The 15,972-nt window shown below is 42.1% G+C and carries 14 protein-coding genes; 6 read left to right on the forward strand and 8 right to left on the reverse strand.

The annotated features are described in order from the left end of the window. From V7201_RS16875 to V7201_RS16890, 4 genes are all read right to left on the reverse strand, one after another. Positions 1-869: CsxC family protein (locus V7201_RS16875; RefSeq protein WP_335377924.1), on the reverse strand; the 869-nt coding region annotated here is incomplete at its 3' end. Positions 870-1,450: 581 nt separating this feature from the next. Beyond that, on the reverse strand, positions 1,451-3,154 hold the full coding sequence (locus V7201_RS16880; RefSeq protein WP_335377925.1) for a transglutaminase-like domain-containing protein: 1,704 nt from the start codon (positions 3,152-3,154) through the stop codon (positions 1,451-1,453). A 558-nt stretch (positions 3,155-3,712) separates the two neighbouring features. Then, positions 3,713-4,567 (reverse strand): right-handed parallel beta-helix repeat-containing protein, encoded by an 855-nt coding sequence (locus tag V7201_RS16885; protein WP_335377926.1) that lies wholly within the window; start codon positions 4,565-4,567, stop codon positions 3,713-3,715. Between the two features lie 796 nt (positions 4,568-5,363). Next, on the reverse strand, positions 5,364-6,071 hold the full coding sequence (locus tag V7201_RS16890; protein WP_335377927.1) for a hypothetical protein: 708 nt from the start codon (positions 6,069-6,071) through the stop codon (positions 5,364-5,366). Positions 6,072-6,279: 208 nt separating this feature from the next. On the opposite strand from V7201_RS16890, the gene V7201_RS16895 reads away from it, so the two are divergent. Further along, positions 6,280-6,912 (forward strand): TetR/AcrR family transcriptional regulator, encoded by a 633-nt coding sequence (locus V7201_RS16895; RefSeq protein WP_335377928.1) that lies wholly within the window; start codon positions 6,280-6,282, stop codon positions 6,910-6,912. Positions 6,913-7,044: 132 nt separating this feature from the next. After that, the gene (locus tag V7201_RS16900; protein ID WP_335377929.1) at positions 7,045-9,267 is read left to right on the forward strand and encodes an MMPL family transporter; all 2,223 of its coding nucleotides are present in this window, start codon (positions 7,045-7,047) and stop codon (positions 9,265-9,267) included. Positions 9,268-9,320: 53 nt separating this feature from the next. On the opposite strand, the gene V7201_RS16905 is transcribed toward V7201_RS16900, so the two are convergent. The 3 genes from V7201_RS16905 to V7201_RS16915 all read right to left on the reverse strand — a co-directional run bounded on the left by V7201_RS16905 (position 9,321) and on the right by V7201_RS16915 (position 11,680). Further along, positions 9,321-10,346 (reverse strand): NADP-dependent oxidoreductase, encoded by a 1,026-nt coding sequence (locus V7201_RS16905; RefSeq protein ID WP_335377930.1) that lies wholly within the window; start codon positions 10,344-10,346, stop codon positions 9,321-9,323. A 368-nt stretch (positions 10,347-10,714) separates the two neighbouring features. Next, the gene (locus V7201_RS16910) at positions 10,715-11,203 is read right to left on the reverse strand and encodes a TCP-1/cpn60 chaperonin family protein (protein WP_438825068.1); all 489 of its coding nucleotides are present in this window, start codon (positions 11,201-11,203) and stop codon (positions 10,715-10,717) included. A 72-nt stretch (positions 11,204-11,275) separates the two neighbouring features. After that, on the reverse strand, positions 11,276-11,680 hold the full coding sequence (locus V7201_RS16915) for a hypothetical protein (protein ID WP_335377931.1): 405 nt from the start codon (positions 11,678-11,680) through the stop codon (positions 11,276-11,278). Between the two features lie 762 nt (positions 11,681-12,442). On the opposite strand from V7201_RS16915, the gene V7201_RS16920 reads away from it, so the two are divergent. The 4 genes from V7201_RS16920 (at position 12,443) to V7201_RS16935 (ending at position 14,020) form a co-directional block, all read left to right on the forward strand. Further along, positions 12,443-12,838, forward strand: coding sequence for a hypothetical protein (locus V7201_RS16920; protein WP_335377932.1), 396 nt, complete (start codon positions 12,443-12,445; stop codon positions 12,836-12,838). 37 nt (positions 12,839-12,875) lie between these two features. Next, complete coding sequence (locus V7201_RS16925; RefSeq protein ID WP_335377933.1) at positions 12,876-13,265, forward strand: hypothetical protein; 390 nt, start codon at positions 12,876-12,878, stop codon at positions 13,263-13,265. A gap of 68 nt (positions 13,266-13,333) precedes the next feature. After that, positions 13,334-13,618 (forward strand): hypothetical protein, encoded by a 285-nt coding sequence (locus tag V7201_RS16930; RefSeq protein ID WP_335377934.1) that lies wholly within the window; start codon positions 13,334-13,336, stop codon positions 13,616-13,618. Between the two features lie 168 nt (positions 13,619-13,786). Further along, complete coding sequence (locus V7201_RS16935; protein ID WP_335377935.1) at positions 13,787-14,020, forward strand: tyrosine-type recombinase/integrase; 234 nt, start codon at positions 13,787-13,789, stop codon at positions 14,018-14,020. A 99-nt stretch (positions 14,021-14,119) separates the two neighbouring features. Here the strand turns inward: V7201_RS16935 and groL are convergent, their stop codons facing one another. After that, complete coding sequence (gene groL / locus V7201_RS16940) at positions 14,120-15,751, reverse strand: chaperonin GroEL (protein ID WP_335377936.1); 1,632 nt, start codon at positions 15,749-15,751, stop codon at positions 14,120-14,122. Positions 15,752-15,972 lie beyond the last annotated feature (221 nt).

The following is a 15,972-nucleotide window of genomic DNA, read 5'->3' on the forward strand; positions in this document are numbered from 1 at the left end:
CCTGTTGGTCCCGTCGGTCCTGTTGGTCCTGTCGGTCCCGTTGGTCCTGTCGGTCCTGTCGGTCCTGTTGGTCCGGTTGGCCCTGTGGCTCCTGTGGCTCCTGTGGCTCCGATTGCTCCTGTTGGCCCGGTCGGCCCGGTCGGCCCTATCGCTCCTCCACCAATTGGCACTTGTTGTTTCTGAAGCAGCTTGATTGTAAAATTGACAATCATCTTTTCCACGATGTTCCTAAAGGTTCCTTCAAATATTGCTCCTTCTTGTAACAGTACCCTGTCCGTTGCTTCATCCCACTCTATAATATCGCTGGAGATCAAATCACAGTATGGAATTTCATTATAGTGTTGAGTACTAGTTTGATGAAATTGCGAAGGGTCGCTCGTTAGCAGTTCATCTTTTTCAGGAAAGCCCTCCGGTAAAGGTTCGGTAATCAAAAAATCAAATTCACTGCGCTGGTTAAATTTAACGTTTACTGGACGAGTAATGAACTCCCTAATTGTAGTGGTACACTCAAAAGGAACTTTCACGGTAAGAGATCGGATATTTGAGTCTATAGACTTCCGCATCCATCCTGCTGGTGCAGCAGCGTATCTGATATTTTTTTCTACATATCCTTTTATGAATAACTGGTCGGTTGGCACAAGCAGACGACATTGCACAAGAACTACTCGTTTTTTTATATCCTTGATTTCCAATACATCTTCGGGAAAGGAAATGTTAGCTTTAACCTGAGTACTCACTTCAATCTCAGCTAAGACGACAGGTACCTTGCTTATTTTTGCATCAAAATTCACTTCCGGTACTACGTTTCTGTTTGTACAATTGCTAATATTCGCAGAAATTTCCTTATTATGATTCTCTTTATCTCTCAATTATCTCACTCCCTTATTTTTTATTGAGAACACAATATTTTATGGGGATTTCTCTACAGGGGATTGGACTATTTATATAAATTCTGGAAGCGTTAGGGAAATTCCACACCTGCCTTAGAATATAAATGGAGGTGGAGGCTGTGAAGGAGGTTAAAATTTGGGGACAATGTTTATCTAATTCTATATATTGGTCTAATGTTATCTCGCAGACCATGAAAAACTGGGCAAAATCGCCAACTACACCGTAACCTCAATCTTTTGGTAGAACAAATGGTGGTTGAATTTCCTAATTCCCTCTTGCTTCTGGCTATCTTCTTCATCCTCCCCCGTTTGTCATGTTAATCCGGTCGATCCGGTTCCTGTTGACACCGTTGATTGGGAAACAGCTCATGTCCTTACTAAAAGTTAATATCATTCAAATTTGATGAGTATTCTCCGTTCAGGAATAAATCCCATCAAGCTTTAACTAAAAATTAGCCACCATTCTTATATTGAATGGTGGCAACAATGATAGATTGGGGGCTAAATAACAAAAAAAGACTACCTCCTTGGAAGTAGTCCTTCTATATGCTGCAAGATTTTTAATATGACACTCCAGTCCGAGTATGAGTCTTTTTGAACTCTTCCATATTAGGATCAAAATACTTTTCATCGTACCTGGCGACAAACTTATCATCATCCACATAACCTGAGCCCCATGTCGGGTCCATTGTAACCCATTCGCCCTCAAGATCCGCTTCTACCCATGCATGCTTTGATGGCCACCAGCCGCCTCTTGCCATCCCTTCAACAAACCGGGCTTCAATATCGCTCGCTCTCAGCAAGGCAATTGTCAGATACGAATAATCCTGGCAGACACCAGTTTTCAAATCCAGGGTTTTCAAAGCACTGTCATCCCAGTTGAAATCATCCGTTTCCAGCTTTTCAACATCATAAGCAACCGTTTTGGCTACATATTCATAAATCGCTTTCGCTTTATCTCTTTCCGTGCTCTTTCCGGCCGTAATTTCCTTTGCCAACTGTTTAATCGGTTCAGCATCGGATTGTACGCCCCTTGATGGCAGCAGGTCGCGTCGATCTTCGCCAGTCGATTCAACCTCGAACTTGGCAAAACCAAAATACCTGAAGTAGTCGCTATTCTCTTCTTTTATCTCCGGCACACTGAGGACAACCTCATACGTCCCAGGGCCGAACCGCAGATAAAAAGAATCATCAAATTTGAAATCCTTAACTGGAATTACGTCTAAAGCTTCATCTTCACCTTTTTTAGTCGTGATATAAATATGTGTAGTTTCAGGCCCAAACTCAGCATTTGGATCGATTTTTCCTTTCACATGATACATGCCATCCGTCTCCTCGCCCCCAAAGACCGGCGACTCCAGGGTAACTCCTCTTTCGCGGTAGACATCCATATACTCGATTGGCAGCATCGTACGATCGGACTCATTATCAATCAAAATTGTCGCAGCAGTCTGGTAGTAATTTTCCCGTTCTTTATCCGGCACCAGAACCTCCAGCTCATGTACGCCTTTCCCGTAAAATAACGGTACATCATAGCTGAAATGCCCATTCTTGATTGGAAGGACATGCTTCCAGCTTTCCGAACCCTTTGTAAGCTTAAGCATGACGGTATCCTCATCAGCAAGCTTACCCGCTTCCCCTTTTAAGCTAAAAATCTCATTTTCTTTTATATAGCTTGAGTCCATGTTTAGGAGAGTCACTTCGGCATCCTGGCCAAAGGGAGTCAGCGTAATATCTCGAACAATTTCAGGATTGACATTGTGGACATCAAAAGCCGTTGCCTCAAAATAATAATTCTCCGTTTCAGTACTCGGAATCTGGACACTCACATGGTACTTCCCCTCACCATTGAAAAAGTGAATCTTCTGCTTGAACTTTCCTTCTTTTAATTTCGTGTAGTACTCATGCTGATTTCCAGCAGGGCCTTCCTCTTCAGCCGATACCTTGATCCAGACATAATTCGATTTTAACGAAGAAAATTTTTCAACCTTGCCTTCTACAATCACTTCCCCGTTAACAGCAAACTCCTTGTGCTCCGGTTTTGTAAATGTCGAATTAATTTCTTGATTATAAGAACTGATCTCAAGTGGCTGAAGCTCTATTTCCTTGTTTTTTTCCTTTACGAGCTTTTCATATTTATCCTCTTCTTTTTTCTCCGCTTTCGCTTTGGCGTCGCTCGGACTTGAGTCGCTGCAGCCCGAAAGAATAAAAATCGCGCTCATTACCAGCAGCATCACCGTTAAAATAGGATTCTTGGAATTCATGGCTTCCTCCTTCGGATCGTCCTCTATTTGCAGATTAATTTACGGCTTCCTGGCAGAAAAGTTCCTGGGACCTATGTACCTTTTTACATGACTGTCTCATTCACCCTTTATATGATTCTATTATGAAATAAATGCCTTGTCCGCTTTATCGTCCTGTCGTCATGAAAAAATTCCAGTCCAATTTAATAATGAACAGCATCTCGAAGTGAAGTACTGTATTCGAACTAAGCAATGCTCTTTTTATTCAATGGCTCTGTTAAACAAAGCTGTCGATTTTCGTTCCAGGCGCTCCGCTTTCCGCGGGGCTGGCGCTGCGCTCCTGCGGGGTCTCACCTGACCAGCTGCGCCCGCAGGAGTCTACGCGCCTTACACTACAATCAACAGGGTTTAAAATCAAATTCAGCTTTAACATAGCCTATTCAATAAAAAATCCGCCTCACTTTTATGAGGCAGATCATTTAACGTTTCTTTTTAATTACTTTATCCGCTAAATGGCTTCAGCTGTAACACTAGCATGCAATCCTTTTCAGCCAAAGCCGTGTTGATGCATTCGCTTTGTTAGTCATTATCGTTATCGAAGATGTTATTGTTCGTTCCATTGTTGTCGATGTTTTGCGGAGTGTTGCCTTCTAGTTCATTACCGAAGATTGAATTGTCATTGCCGTTAATCTCAATACCATCGTCATGATTTTCTTCTACATCGTTATCTTGAACGATGTTTAGGTTTCCGTTCACTTCAATGCCGGATTGGCAGTTTTCTTCCACTTCGTTGCCGTATGCAATATTGCTTTGGCTTGAAATTTCAATACCGTCGTATTTATTGTTTTTAACATTGTTGTTTACAGCAACAGAATTGTTGCCATCTGCGATTAAAATACCGTTAAAGGAGTTGCCTTCCGCATGGTTGCCATATACAAGTGTGTTTTGCCCTCTTACCACAAAGCCATCTTGAGCATTGCAGACAGACTTATTGTTTATAAAGGCATTTCCAGTTGCGGTGGCTGTCCAGCCATCTACACCGTCCCCTCCATTTTCAATTATTTCATTTTCTACCAGCCAGTTATTAGATGAACCAGGGAACCAACCGAAGATCACCCCATCGGAGTCATTATTACGAATAGTGTTTTGATACATAAAGTTACCAGTGGAATTTTCAAGTAAGATACCCTCGCCACTGTTTTGCATGACATTCCCAATGATGCGATGAAAGCCGCCTAAATAGACCCAGACACCTCTTAAGGAATTTTGGATTACGAAGCCGAAGATTTCCACATCCGTCACATCTAATAGACTGAACGGGTTCTCTCCTCTGTTATTGGCTTCAAGGGTAACTCCATGTTTCTCCTCAGCAATGATCCGTATGGAGTTTTTTTCAACCACCACCGATTCTCTGTAGAATCCACACTTGACCAATACGACATCACCAGGATTCGCGGCATTCACTCCGGCTTGGATTGTCGGCTGATCATTTGGGACACAAATAATTGTCATTACACTCACCTCTCTTATTTTTTTGACCAATTTCATAAACGGTCACTATACTCTATGATTCTCAAAGATTAGTGGTTTGGACAAACCCTATAGGCTTTGACATATTTTTTGCAAGAGTTACTCTTATTGAAATGAATATTCTGTTATTAAAAATGGATGTTGTTGGCTATTTAGTAATAAAAACAACACAAAAAGAGGCTTCCCAAAAGTCCAGAAAACGAATGGAAGGCCTCTATGTTAATTCTTTAAGTTTGTCGATATTCACTCGAAACTTGTAGATATTTCTCGGGAAATTGTTGAAATTTGAAAAATGAGAACATGGGTTATGTTTGATAACTATTGGTCAATGAATCCTCTAATGAACTTATGCTGATACAAAAGATTTTTCAGTATATCGTATAGGTCTTGTACGTATCACGAAACGCTATAGTGTTCCATGTCGTTTCACCACTATAGTCTTCAAAAGGTGTTAAATCTTTGACCCTAGTTTAATTTTATATCAATTTTGAATTTTACTGTCACTTATATCACCCTGCGATACGAAATGAAAAAGAACCGATTAACCCTTCTTGTCCAGTCGAAATGGACTTTCAACTGCCTCGATCATGATTTTCACCTTTTTCAATTTACGAAGTCCGATTACCTGCATATCGATTAAGAAATTAATATCTATTATGCCTTTGTTTTTTCGATAACCAGATAGAATGAACAAAATCTGCTATTTTCGGAATAAGGAAAAAAACAGACTCCATTTATCTTTTGGTCTTTGGATCGCTTCTTCTAAACGATTATTAAAATCATTTTGTGAACGCCATTCTTTTTGCTGTTCTTCCCGCATGCTTTGGATTTCTTTTTGCAAGAGTTCGCTTTTTTGTTGTTCTTGCTGCAGCATAGTTTCATAATAGTTTTTTTGTTGTTCAGTTAATTTTTCAATTTTAACATTCGTTTTCTGCGCGGAATTGCCAATAGTAGAACTTATAACATGATGGTCTTGCTGGAGTCTTGAAACCGTTGTTTTAAGCTGGGCCATATCATTTGTCAGCTTGGCATTCATTTCCCGTGTCGCAGCAAGTTCATTGACGACTAACATTAGTACTTCTTTTAATTGATTCGGGTCTTGGGGTAAATTCTCATATGTATCAGAAATCACAACCTCGGTTCCACTAGACTCTTCCAATCTTTCTTTTTGCTGAGATACAATATCTTTCGCTGTATCGTCCAGGGGCTTGTCTGTATCGCGTAACGCTATAAGCGCTCCGATGTCCGTTTGAACAAAAATACGTCGATCGCCATCTTTTAAAAACTCATAGCCATTCCGCTCCAAGATCTGGCCATACTTACGAACAGTAGGAGTGGCAATACCCACTTCTTCCGCTACTTCCTTCGAGGAGAAAGCTCGTTCATTAGGTTGTATATCGCGTCGCATATCGAACCTCCTTTTCTATTAATATGAATGTTTTTAGCTTTATTTGCAAGTCGTATCGGCATACGATACAAACCAAATTGGAGTACACAATCTATTACTGAATTGCAATCCGAAATGTTTCTCACATTATTCTAGCATTCAATAACACTTTGACTTGAATTATCTTAGAAGATAAGATGAAAGTAAGGATCTGAGGAAAGGATTTTGCATGATGAAAAACCATGAAACGGCTGATTTGGGTGAAACAAGACAGACGATCATTCAAACAGCACATAAGCTGTTTATGGAATTAGGCTATCGGGCTGTTTCGACCAGGCAAATCGCCGAAGCCTGCGGAGTGACGCAGCCAGCTCTATATCACCATTTTAAAAATAAGCAAACCCTTTATATCGAAGTCATCCTGACCGAGCTTCAGAAAACGAAAAACAGTTTGGAAAGAATCATAAAACGCCATAAGGATCTAAAGGAATGTCTAATGGGAATCGCCCATTATATCTTGCTGAATAAACCAGAAGAAATGCATCAAATGTTCAGGGACATTCAACAAGAACTAAATCCTGAATCCCGTCAGCTGATCTCTAAAAGTTGGTTTGACAGCTACGTCCATCCGTTGGCAGAGATTTTTGATAAGGGCATCCAGAATGGCGAACTCCGCAATCCTGAGGTATTTGGGGCAGACTCGGTCAGTTCCGCCTTTTTACTGTTGAATATGCTGAGCCATTCCCCAGCACAGGCGGCAGGAGCTTCACCACAGGAGCAAAAGAAAATTTACGAGCAGCATGTCCAAATGCTTGTTAATGTATTATTATATGGCATTGCTTCAGAGGAAAAAAAAATATAAACATATTTATATTTTTTTGCAGCACACTTATCACTTGATAAGTTTTTCATTTCCGTTTAATCTTTCTTTATCACGTTTATTTACTATCTATATAATCTAAACTTATCGAATGATAAGGAAGGGGAGTTAGAAATGAAAGGATTTATCCATACCTATACGAAAGCTGTTGGAGGGAAAATCGGAAAATGGCTGACCTTGGTCATCTGGATTGCCGTCGTAGCCTTATTGAACATGATTTTCCCGCAGGCGAATTCCTATGAAAATAACCTTGCTGCCAACCTTACCGATGACCAGCCATCTGTGATCGCGCAAAAGCTCGCTGAAAAAGAATTCCCATCAGGTTCAGGCCAGCCTGCACTGCTTACCTGGTACCGAAGCACTGGTATTACGGATGGAGATTTACAAAGCATCCAAAAGTTGTCCGAAGGCCTTTCGAAAGAAAAACTGCCGCACCAGCTCGATAGCATTCCTTTGCACCAGATACCGCTGCCTGCTCTTAAGGAACAATTATCCGAAGATGGAAAGGCCTTTATTTTTCCAGTCCTTTTTGACAAAGAAGCCAGTACAGAAGATCTAAATGACAGTATCGAAGCTTTGGATAAGCGTGTTTCGAGTATCTTTGTGAAAAACCCACTAAAGACAACGATGAAAGCAGAAGACGATTTGCTCGTTCGAGTAACCGGCCCTGTTGGCATTCAAGTTGATGCAACAGAACTGTTTGCACAGGGAGATGTGAAGCTGTTGCTAGCAACCGTCATCCTGGTACTTGTCTTCCTTCTTGTCATCTACCGTTCACCAATTCTGGCATTAGTGCCTCTAATAGCCGTTGGCTTCGCCTATGGTGTCATCAGTCCGCTGCTTGGCATCGCTGGGAAAGAAGAATGGGTGACGTTTGATTCCCAGGGATTGTCGATTATGACCGTGCTTCTATTTGGAGCAGGAACGGATTACTGTCTCTTTTTGATAGCTCAATATCGTAGTCAGCTTGAAGAAGAAGATAACAAACTGACTGCCCTGAAAAAAGCTTTAAGCAACTCTTCAGGAGCGATCGCCATGAGTGGACTAACCGTTGTGTTTTCGCTTTTAGCACTTCTTCTTGCCCAGTACGGTTCCATTCAGCGGTTTGCCGTGCCGTTCAGCTTATCGATTTTGATCATGATGATTGCTAGTTTAACTCTCGTTCCTTCGCTATTAAGCATCCTTGGAAGGGTTTCTTTCTTCCCGTTCATCCCTAGAACAGAGGAAATGATCAAGGAACGCGCTCTGAAAAAAGGAAAGCCTGTTCCAGAACCGAAAGAAAAACACAAAGTTGGCAGGGCATTCGGCCACTTCATCACGAAGTTCCCAAAATCCATCACAATTGTTACCACTTTGGTTCTTGGACTGCTCGCTTATTCAGCAACAAATATCACGTATACATTTGATACATTGTCTTCTTTTCCAGAGGATATGCCTTCAAGAGAAGGGTTCCAGCTGATTTCTGACCATTTCACTCCTGGTGAGCTTGCTCCTCTGCAAATAATGGTTCAAACGGAAGGAAAAGATGTCAAAGCAGCCGAAAAGTTAATGGACCTTGATTTCGTTGCAAAGGTTTCCGAACCACAGCAAGGAAAATCTGACCCTAATCTGCTCTCTTACACAGTTGAACTGAAGGATAATCCATATTCCAATGAAGCGATGGATCGAATTCCAGTCATCCAGAAAACGGTCGCTTCTTCCCTAAAGTCTGAGGGAGTCGAAAAATCATCTGACAAAGTATGGATCGCCGGTCAAACAGCTGACCAATATGACACACGAAGCGTGACCGATGAAGATGCGAAAATCATCATCCCTGTGATTATCGTAATGATCGCCTTGTTATTGTTCTTCTACCTTCGTTCACTCGTTGCGATGGTGTACCTAATGGCAACCGTGCTCTTGTCCTACTTCAGTGCATTAGGACTGGGCTGGCTCGTTCTACACTATTTACTTGATTTCAATGCGATTCAAGGGTTCATCCCATTATATGCCTTCGTGTTCATTGTCGCTTTGGGAGAAGACTACAACATCTTCATGGTTTCAAGCATATGGAAAAAGGGCAGGAAGCACGCCCTGCCACTAGCAGTGAAAGAAGGAGTGGCCCAGACAGGGTCGGTCATCACGTCCGCAGGCCTCATCCTGGCAGGAACCTTCGCGGTGCTCACTACCCTGCCAATACAAGTACTAGTCCAATTTGGAATTGTCACAGCCATCGGTGTACTTCTCGATACCTTTATCGTCCGTCCATTCCTAGTCCCTGCCTTAACGGTATGGATCGGGAAATACGTGTTCTGGCCTTCCAAACAAGCCAGAAAAGCTGTTGAATCTGACCAATAAAAATAAAGGGCGCCTGGCTAGCAGGTGCCCTTTGTTTTTTATTGGTCATTTGCTTATTGTTCATATTGCCGGTCAGCCACTTTTACAAGCAGCTTACCTGTATTATTGCCATTAAAGAGATCAAGGAATGCATTCGGGATATTTTCAAAGCCTTCTCGAATGGTTTCCCGGTATTGAAGCTTACCTTCCTGCAGCCATTTCCCAAGCTGGATTGCACCCTCCTGGAACCGAGCGGAAAAGTCACCTACCGTAAAACCTTGCATGAGCACGCTTTTCTTAATCAACGTTGTTTGCACACGAGGTCCCACATCTACACTTTCCAGGTTATAAGAAGAAATCGATCCGCAAACAGGTATGCGTGCATATCGGTTCAGGTTCGCAAGCACTGCATCCGATACCTCACCGCCGACATTATCAAAATAAACATCCACTCCATTAGGACATGCCTCGGATATTTCTTGCTTCAAGTCCCCAGCTGTTTTGTAGTTAACCGCTTCATCAAATTGCAACTCATCCTTCAAGAAAGAGATCTTGTCCTCAGACCCCGCAATTCCAACTACTCGCGCGCCTTTTATTTTGGCAATTTGCCCTACAACAGAGCCGACTGCTCCTGCCGCTCCAGAAATAACGACCGTTTCTCCTTCTTTTGGCTTCCCAATATCCAATAATCCAAAATAAGCGGTTAGTCCCGTCATTCCTAATATGCCTAAATACGTTGAAATCGGTGCTAACGATGGGTCGATTTTTCTGATTTCCTTCTCTTTTGCCGCATAATGCGTCTGCCAGCCAAACATCCCAATAACGATATCACCCTGTTTAAAGTTTTCAGACTTAGATTCCACTACTTCTCCAATTGAACCGCCTTCAATCGCTTTACCAAGTTGAAAAGGTTCAATATATGATTCCGCATCTTGCATTCTGCCCCTCATGTAAGGATCAACAGACACATAAAGCGTACGCAGTAAAACTTCCCCTTCCGCAAGCTCTCGAATGTCATGTTCTACAAACTGAAATGTCTCAGCTCCAGGCATACCTTTAGGTCTGTTCGCTAATACAATTTGGCGGTTTACTTCCTTCATGGCAAAGCTCCTTTCACTTTTTGATGCAGCATGCTCCACTAAACGATTCCCTCTTTTTTCGTCGAGAGAGAATGAGTACGTTTATTGTGAGGGAATTCCTCTTCTTTATCAAATAATTAAATTTCAAGGATGGAAAACACGAATATACCCAAAGAATATTATTTGCATTTTGGGGGGATTTTCCGAAAAATAATTTTTACCAACTAAGAAAAGAAAAAATACCTCTCTTCTGTTCTTTCTAAACGAGAAAAAAAGAGGCTATCCAGAAGTTCAATGAACTAATGAGAAGCCTCTCTTAATTTACATTGTTAGCATTTTGTTAAAAAACCACTTCAAAACCCTAATATATTAAGGGTTCGAGGGGCAGATTACATCATGCCGCCCATGTCTGGCATGCCCATGCCTTTGTTTTCTACTGGCTTGTCAGCAACAACTGCTTCAGTTGTTAAGAACATAGCCGCAACAGAGGCTGCGTTTTGAAGTGCAGAACGAGTTACTTTAGTTGGGTCCACGATACCAGCTTCGATCATGTTTACCCATGCTCCAGTAGCTGCGTTGAAGCCTGTGCCGACTTCTTCGCGCTTTAGGCGCTCAACGATGACAGAGCCTTCAAGGCCTGCGTTGTGAGCGATTTGACGAACTGGCTCTTCCATTGCACGTAGTACGATGTTCACACCAGTAGCTTCGTCGCCTTCAGCCTGGATTGCAGCAACTTTGTATATACGTTTAGAAGCGCAACGCCACCACCTGATACGATACCTTCCTTCTTCAACTGCAGCGCGAGTTGAGTTCAAAGCATCTTCAATGCGAAGCTTGCGTTCTTTCAATTCAGTTTCAGTTGCAGCACCAACTTTGATGACTGTAACGCCGCCAGCGAATTTAGCTAAGCGCTCTTGTAACTTTTCACGGTCAAATTCAAAAGTTGTTTCTTAGTTTGCCAACTGAACATTCATTTCACGTGCCGCTGCAAGCTCATTAACTAAAAACATAAAGACCTCTTTAAATTGATTAGGGTCTTGTGGAAAATTTTCATATGTATCGTTTGTATCGCTTGTCGCTATATTTGTTTCACTGGATCCTTTTAATCTACCTTTTTGCTGTTCTACAAGGTCTTTTGCTGTATCATCCAGTGGCTTGTCCGTATCGCGTAGCGCTATGAGCGCACTAATGTCAGATTGGACAAAAATACGGCGGTCGCCATCCTTCATAAACTCGTATCCATTGCGCTCTAATATTTGTCCATACTTTCTTACGGTGGGAGTCGCTATTCCCACTTCTTCTGCCACTTCCTTGGTAGAGTAAGCCCGTTCATTCGGTTGTATAACGTATCGCACCTCCTGTCTTTCATTTGAAGGGTTTGTACTGTTTTGAAAGAGTCATATCGCCCATATCTATTCTAGTGCCATATCTCCCTTTTCTCTGTTTACCTTTGAGAGTGTATCATGCCACACGCGTTTATTTATTCGATATTCTTTATAAATACCTATCTATGAAACGATATATAACCATTTACACAGCTATACTTTTACACGTTTACTATATTAAAAAGAACACTTTCTACCTGATCAGTGTACTGATGACAACCGAACAATAACGCAGAAGCCCGGAAGAACACGGAAGATCAAGCCCCGGAGCAGCCGTCCCACTCAGTGCAAAGCCTGTACAGTGCGGTTACAAACGACGAAGAAGAAAATAAAGACATTAACAACTTAAAGCCCAACTAGCAATATCACTGTTTGTTTTAAAGTAATCAACAATTTACTGATAAGAAATTCACGATAGCAACTGCTTGCACATAAAGACCTACAATTCCTACAATAGAATCCTCTTTCCTCCTATACTAAAGGGTTTAGCCATTCCGATAAAGCTAAACCATTTTTTATGCATCCTCTCTCATTCCCCTAAGACTGACTACTATTATCGTAAGAGTTCCCCAAATGCCCGCAATAAAAGGCCCAGGAAGAAACCGGACCAAATGCGCGCCAGACTCTTTTTTATGCATAATTGTACGAATCTACTGAGCCATTAGCCATCTCAAATTATAGTACTTCTTAATATTATGTAGGGATAACATCAAGAAGGGAGGAAAAAACACAATGTCAACCATAGATAAAAGCAAAAATTACAACTGTGAAAAGATGGTTGTACTGCGAGAAGCTTTCGGTGAAATATTTAGACCGTGTGACGGAAACACGTACACTTTAATTGACGCAACTGCAACACCAATGGAAAACGTGGATGCAGAGATAGGAAACTTTGGAGATTGCTCTGTTACGTTTCACTTCCTGCAAGAAAAGGGCGGAACGATTAATAAAACTGTCCCGGCTAATGCAGGAATTCGAGTGGTACAAATCCCGGGCCGTATCCTCTTGGTCTCAGTTACATGCAATTGTCCATGTGGAACAGGCAATCAATGTGACGCTGGCGCATTTGTGACTTTTTCACAGTGTGTTTGCTGCTGCCCTGATGGCCATGATGACTACCCGGCTTGACCCGAATATTACATTCTACAGAAGGCAGGTGAATACGATGTCAAGTAAAGATAAATATATAAAGAGCAAAGAAAGAAAATGTAAAACTGGTGAATGTGAATCTGTTGTTCGATTTGGATTTGCTGCGTTTGTAGATGAATGTGACCAAAATACCCATACTTTGGTGGAAGCCAATATAAGACCGCTGGAAAATCTGATAACAGATATAGAGAACTTTGGAGATTGCCCTGTTACGCTTCACTTCCTGCAACAAAATGGCGGAACGATTGATAAAACCGTTCAACCCGGAGACGAGATGACATTTTCAATTCCGGGACGGATCATACTCGTAACTGCTACATGTGAATGTCCATGCGGATCGGGCGGACCTACAGGTGAATGTGATATTGAAGTTGAATTCTCCTATACGGAGTGCATCTGTTGCTGAGATTCCTATGATCATTAAGCAAGTAGAATGACAAGATGATACCTGGCTGGAATAAGAGGTGATTTGAATTGGAAAAATCCGATCTGGAGTTTCTAAAAAGACAGGTCCGAAGCATAAAAATGAGCCGCAGAAAAAAAGAAAAAGCAAATGAGAAAATCAACGAGATGATGAATGCGGTTGAACAATCGTCGATGGATAACGGCAAAATGATGGAAGAATTTCAACAAATTTTAACAATAATAAAATCTGAGAAAAACGTACCCAGATATACAACAGAGAAATCTAGCCAACACAAATGGGCGCTTTCCAGGATAAAACGATTATACCGTCAACAGAAATCGAACATGAGTTAAATGGAACTTTTGGATGAAACCGTTATAAAGATGTAAGGGAGCATAAACGACATCAAAAAGAGCTTATGATGAAAAATAGGTTATTCTATCGTGATGAGAATTTTATTTTCACTGAAGAAGAAGGGTATCCACTGCCGATTAAACTCGTTATGAAAGGTTTACAACGCTTTGAAAAAGACGAACATTACTAAACATATTACCCTTCATAGTTTTAGGCATACTCATACTTCACTTCCAATTGAAGCTGGCGTAGATTTAAAAGCAATTCAACACCGTGTTGCACATACCGATATAAATACAACCATGAACATTTATGCTCACATGACGAAAAATATGAAAGAAAAGGCCTCTCAAGCGTTCAGTGAACGAATGAAAGGCCTCTCTCAGAAACTTATTTTGTAGTTCAAAACATTAAAATAAGTTTCGATGTCAACAAAATGTCAACAAATCAATATTCACTTACTCTAAAACCCTTACGCGACAAGGGTTTTTTTCTTTTTATTACATCATGCCGCCCATGCCACCCATGCCGCCCATGTCTGGCATGCCCATGCCTTTGTTTTCTTCTGGCTTGTCAGCAACAACTGCTTCTGTTGTTAAGAACATAGCCGCAACAGAGGCTGCGTTTTGAAGTGCAGAACGAGTTACTTTAGTTGGGTCAACGATACCAGCTTCGATCATGTTTACCCATGCTCCAGTAGCTGCGTTGAAGCCTGTGCCGACTTCTTCGCGCTTCAGGCGCTCAACGATGACAGAGCCTTCAAGGCCTGCGTTGTGAGCGATTTGACGAACTGGCTCTTCCATTGCACGTAGTACGATGTTCACACCAGTAGCTTCGTCGCCTTCAGCCTGGATTGCAGCAACTTTGTTATATACGTTTAGAAGCGCAACGCCACCACCTGATACGATACCTTCTTCAACTGCAGCGCGAGTTGAGTTCAATGCATCTTCAATGCGAAGTTTGCGTTCCTTCAATTCAGTTTCAGTAGCAGCACCAACTTTGATGACTGCAACACCGCCAGCTAATTTAGCAAGGCGCTCTTGTAACTTTTCACGGTCAAATTCAGAAGTTGTTTCTTCCATTTGAACGCGGATCTGGTTAACACGGCTAGCGATTTGTGCGCTGTCTCCAGCACCTTCAACGATTGTTGTGTTTTCTTTTGTAACAACAACTTTAGAAGCGCGTCCTAAAGATGTGATTGTAGCAGATTTAAGGTCACGGCCAAGTTCTTCTGTGATCACTTCTCCGCCAGTTAATGCAGCGATATCCTCAAGCATAGCTTTGCGGCGGTCACCAAAGCCAGGAGCTTTGACTGCAACTGCATTGAATGTTCCGCGAAGCTTGTTAACTACTAATGTAGCAAGTGCTTCACCTTCAACATCTTCAGCAATCATCAATAATGGCTTGCCTTGCTGTACAACCTGCTCAAGAACAGGAAGGATTTCCTGAATGCTGCCGATTTTCTTGTCAGTGATCAAGATATAAGGATTTTCAAGAACTGCTTCCATTTTATCAGAATCAGTTACCATGTAAGGAGATGCGTATCCGCGGTCGAACTGCATACCTTCTACAACGTCTAATTCTGTTGTGAAGCCTTTAGACTCTTCGATTGTGATAACGCCGTCGTTGCCAACGCGCTCCATTGCTTCTGCGATCAATTGGCCAACTTCTTCGTCAGCAGCAGAGATAGAAGCTACTTGAGCGATTGAAGCTTTGCCTTCGATTGGCTTTGAAATAGCCTTTAATTCTTCAACTGCAGTTACAGCAGCTTTTTCCATACCTTTGCGGATGCCCATTGGGTTAGCACCAGCAGTTACGTTCTTAAGACCTTCACGGATCATCGCTTGAGCAAGAACCGTTGCAGTAGTCGTTCCGTCACCAGCTACGTCGTTAGTCTTGCTTGCTACTTCAGCAACAAGCTTAGCACCCATGTTTTCGAAAGCATCTTCAAGTTCGATTTCTTTCGCGATTGTCACACCATCATTTGTGATAAGTGGTGAACCGAATTTCTTCTCAAGAACCACGTTGCGTCCTTTAGGTCCAAGAGTAACTTTTACTGCATTTGCAAGAGCGTCAACCCCGCGAAGCATCGCACGGCGTGCTTCTTCACTGAACAAAATGTCTTTTGCCATTTTATAAAAACCTCCTCAAATTTGTGTTATATAAAAGAATAATAAACCTTCAACACATCTATTTGTGTCTAGCTCCAGCGCCTAGCCCCTCGAGTCGCATGTCTAGTTTCGGTCCGTCCAATGAAGTCAAAGAGCGACTTCACTGGCCGGCCCTCCGACGGACACGACGTCCTAGTGCCGACGTTGCCACAGGATGTGGCGGTTTTAGTCGGCCATCGCTT

This window comes from Bacillus sp. JJ1122 (assembly GCF_036964885.1).
Taxonomy (GTDB): domain Bacteria; phylum Bacillota; class Bacilli; order Bacillales; family Cytobacillaceae; genus Mesobacillus.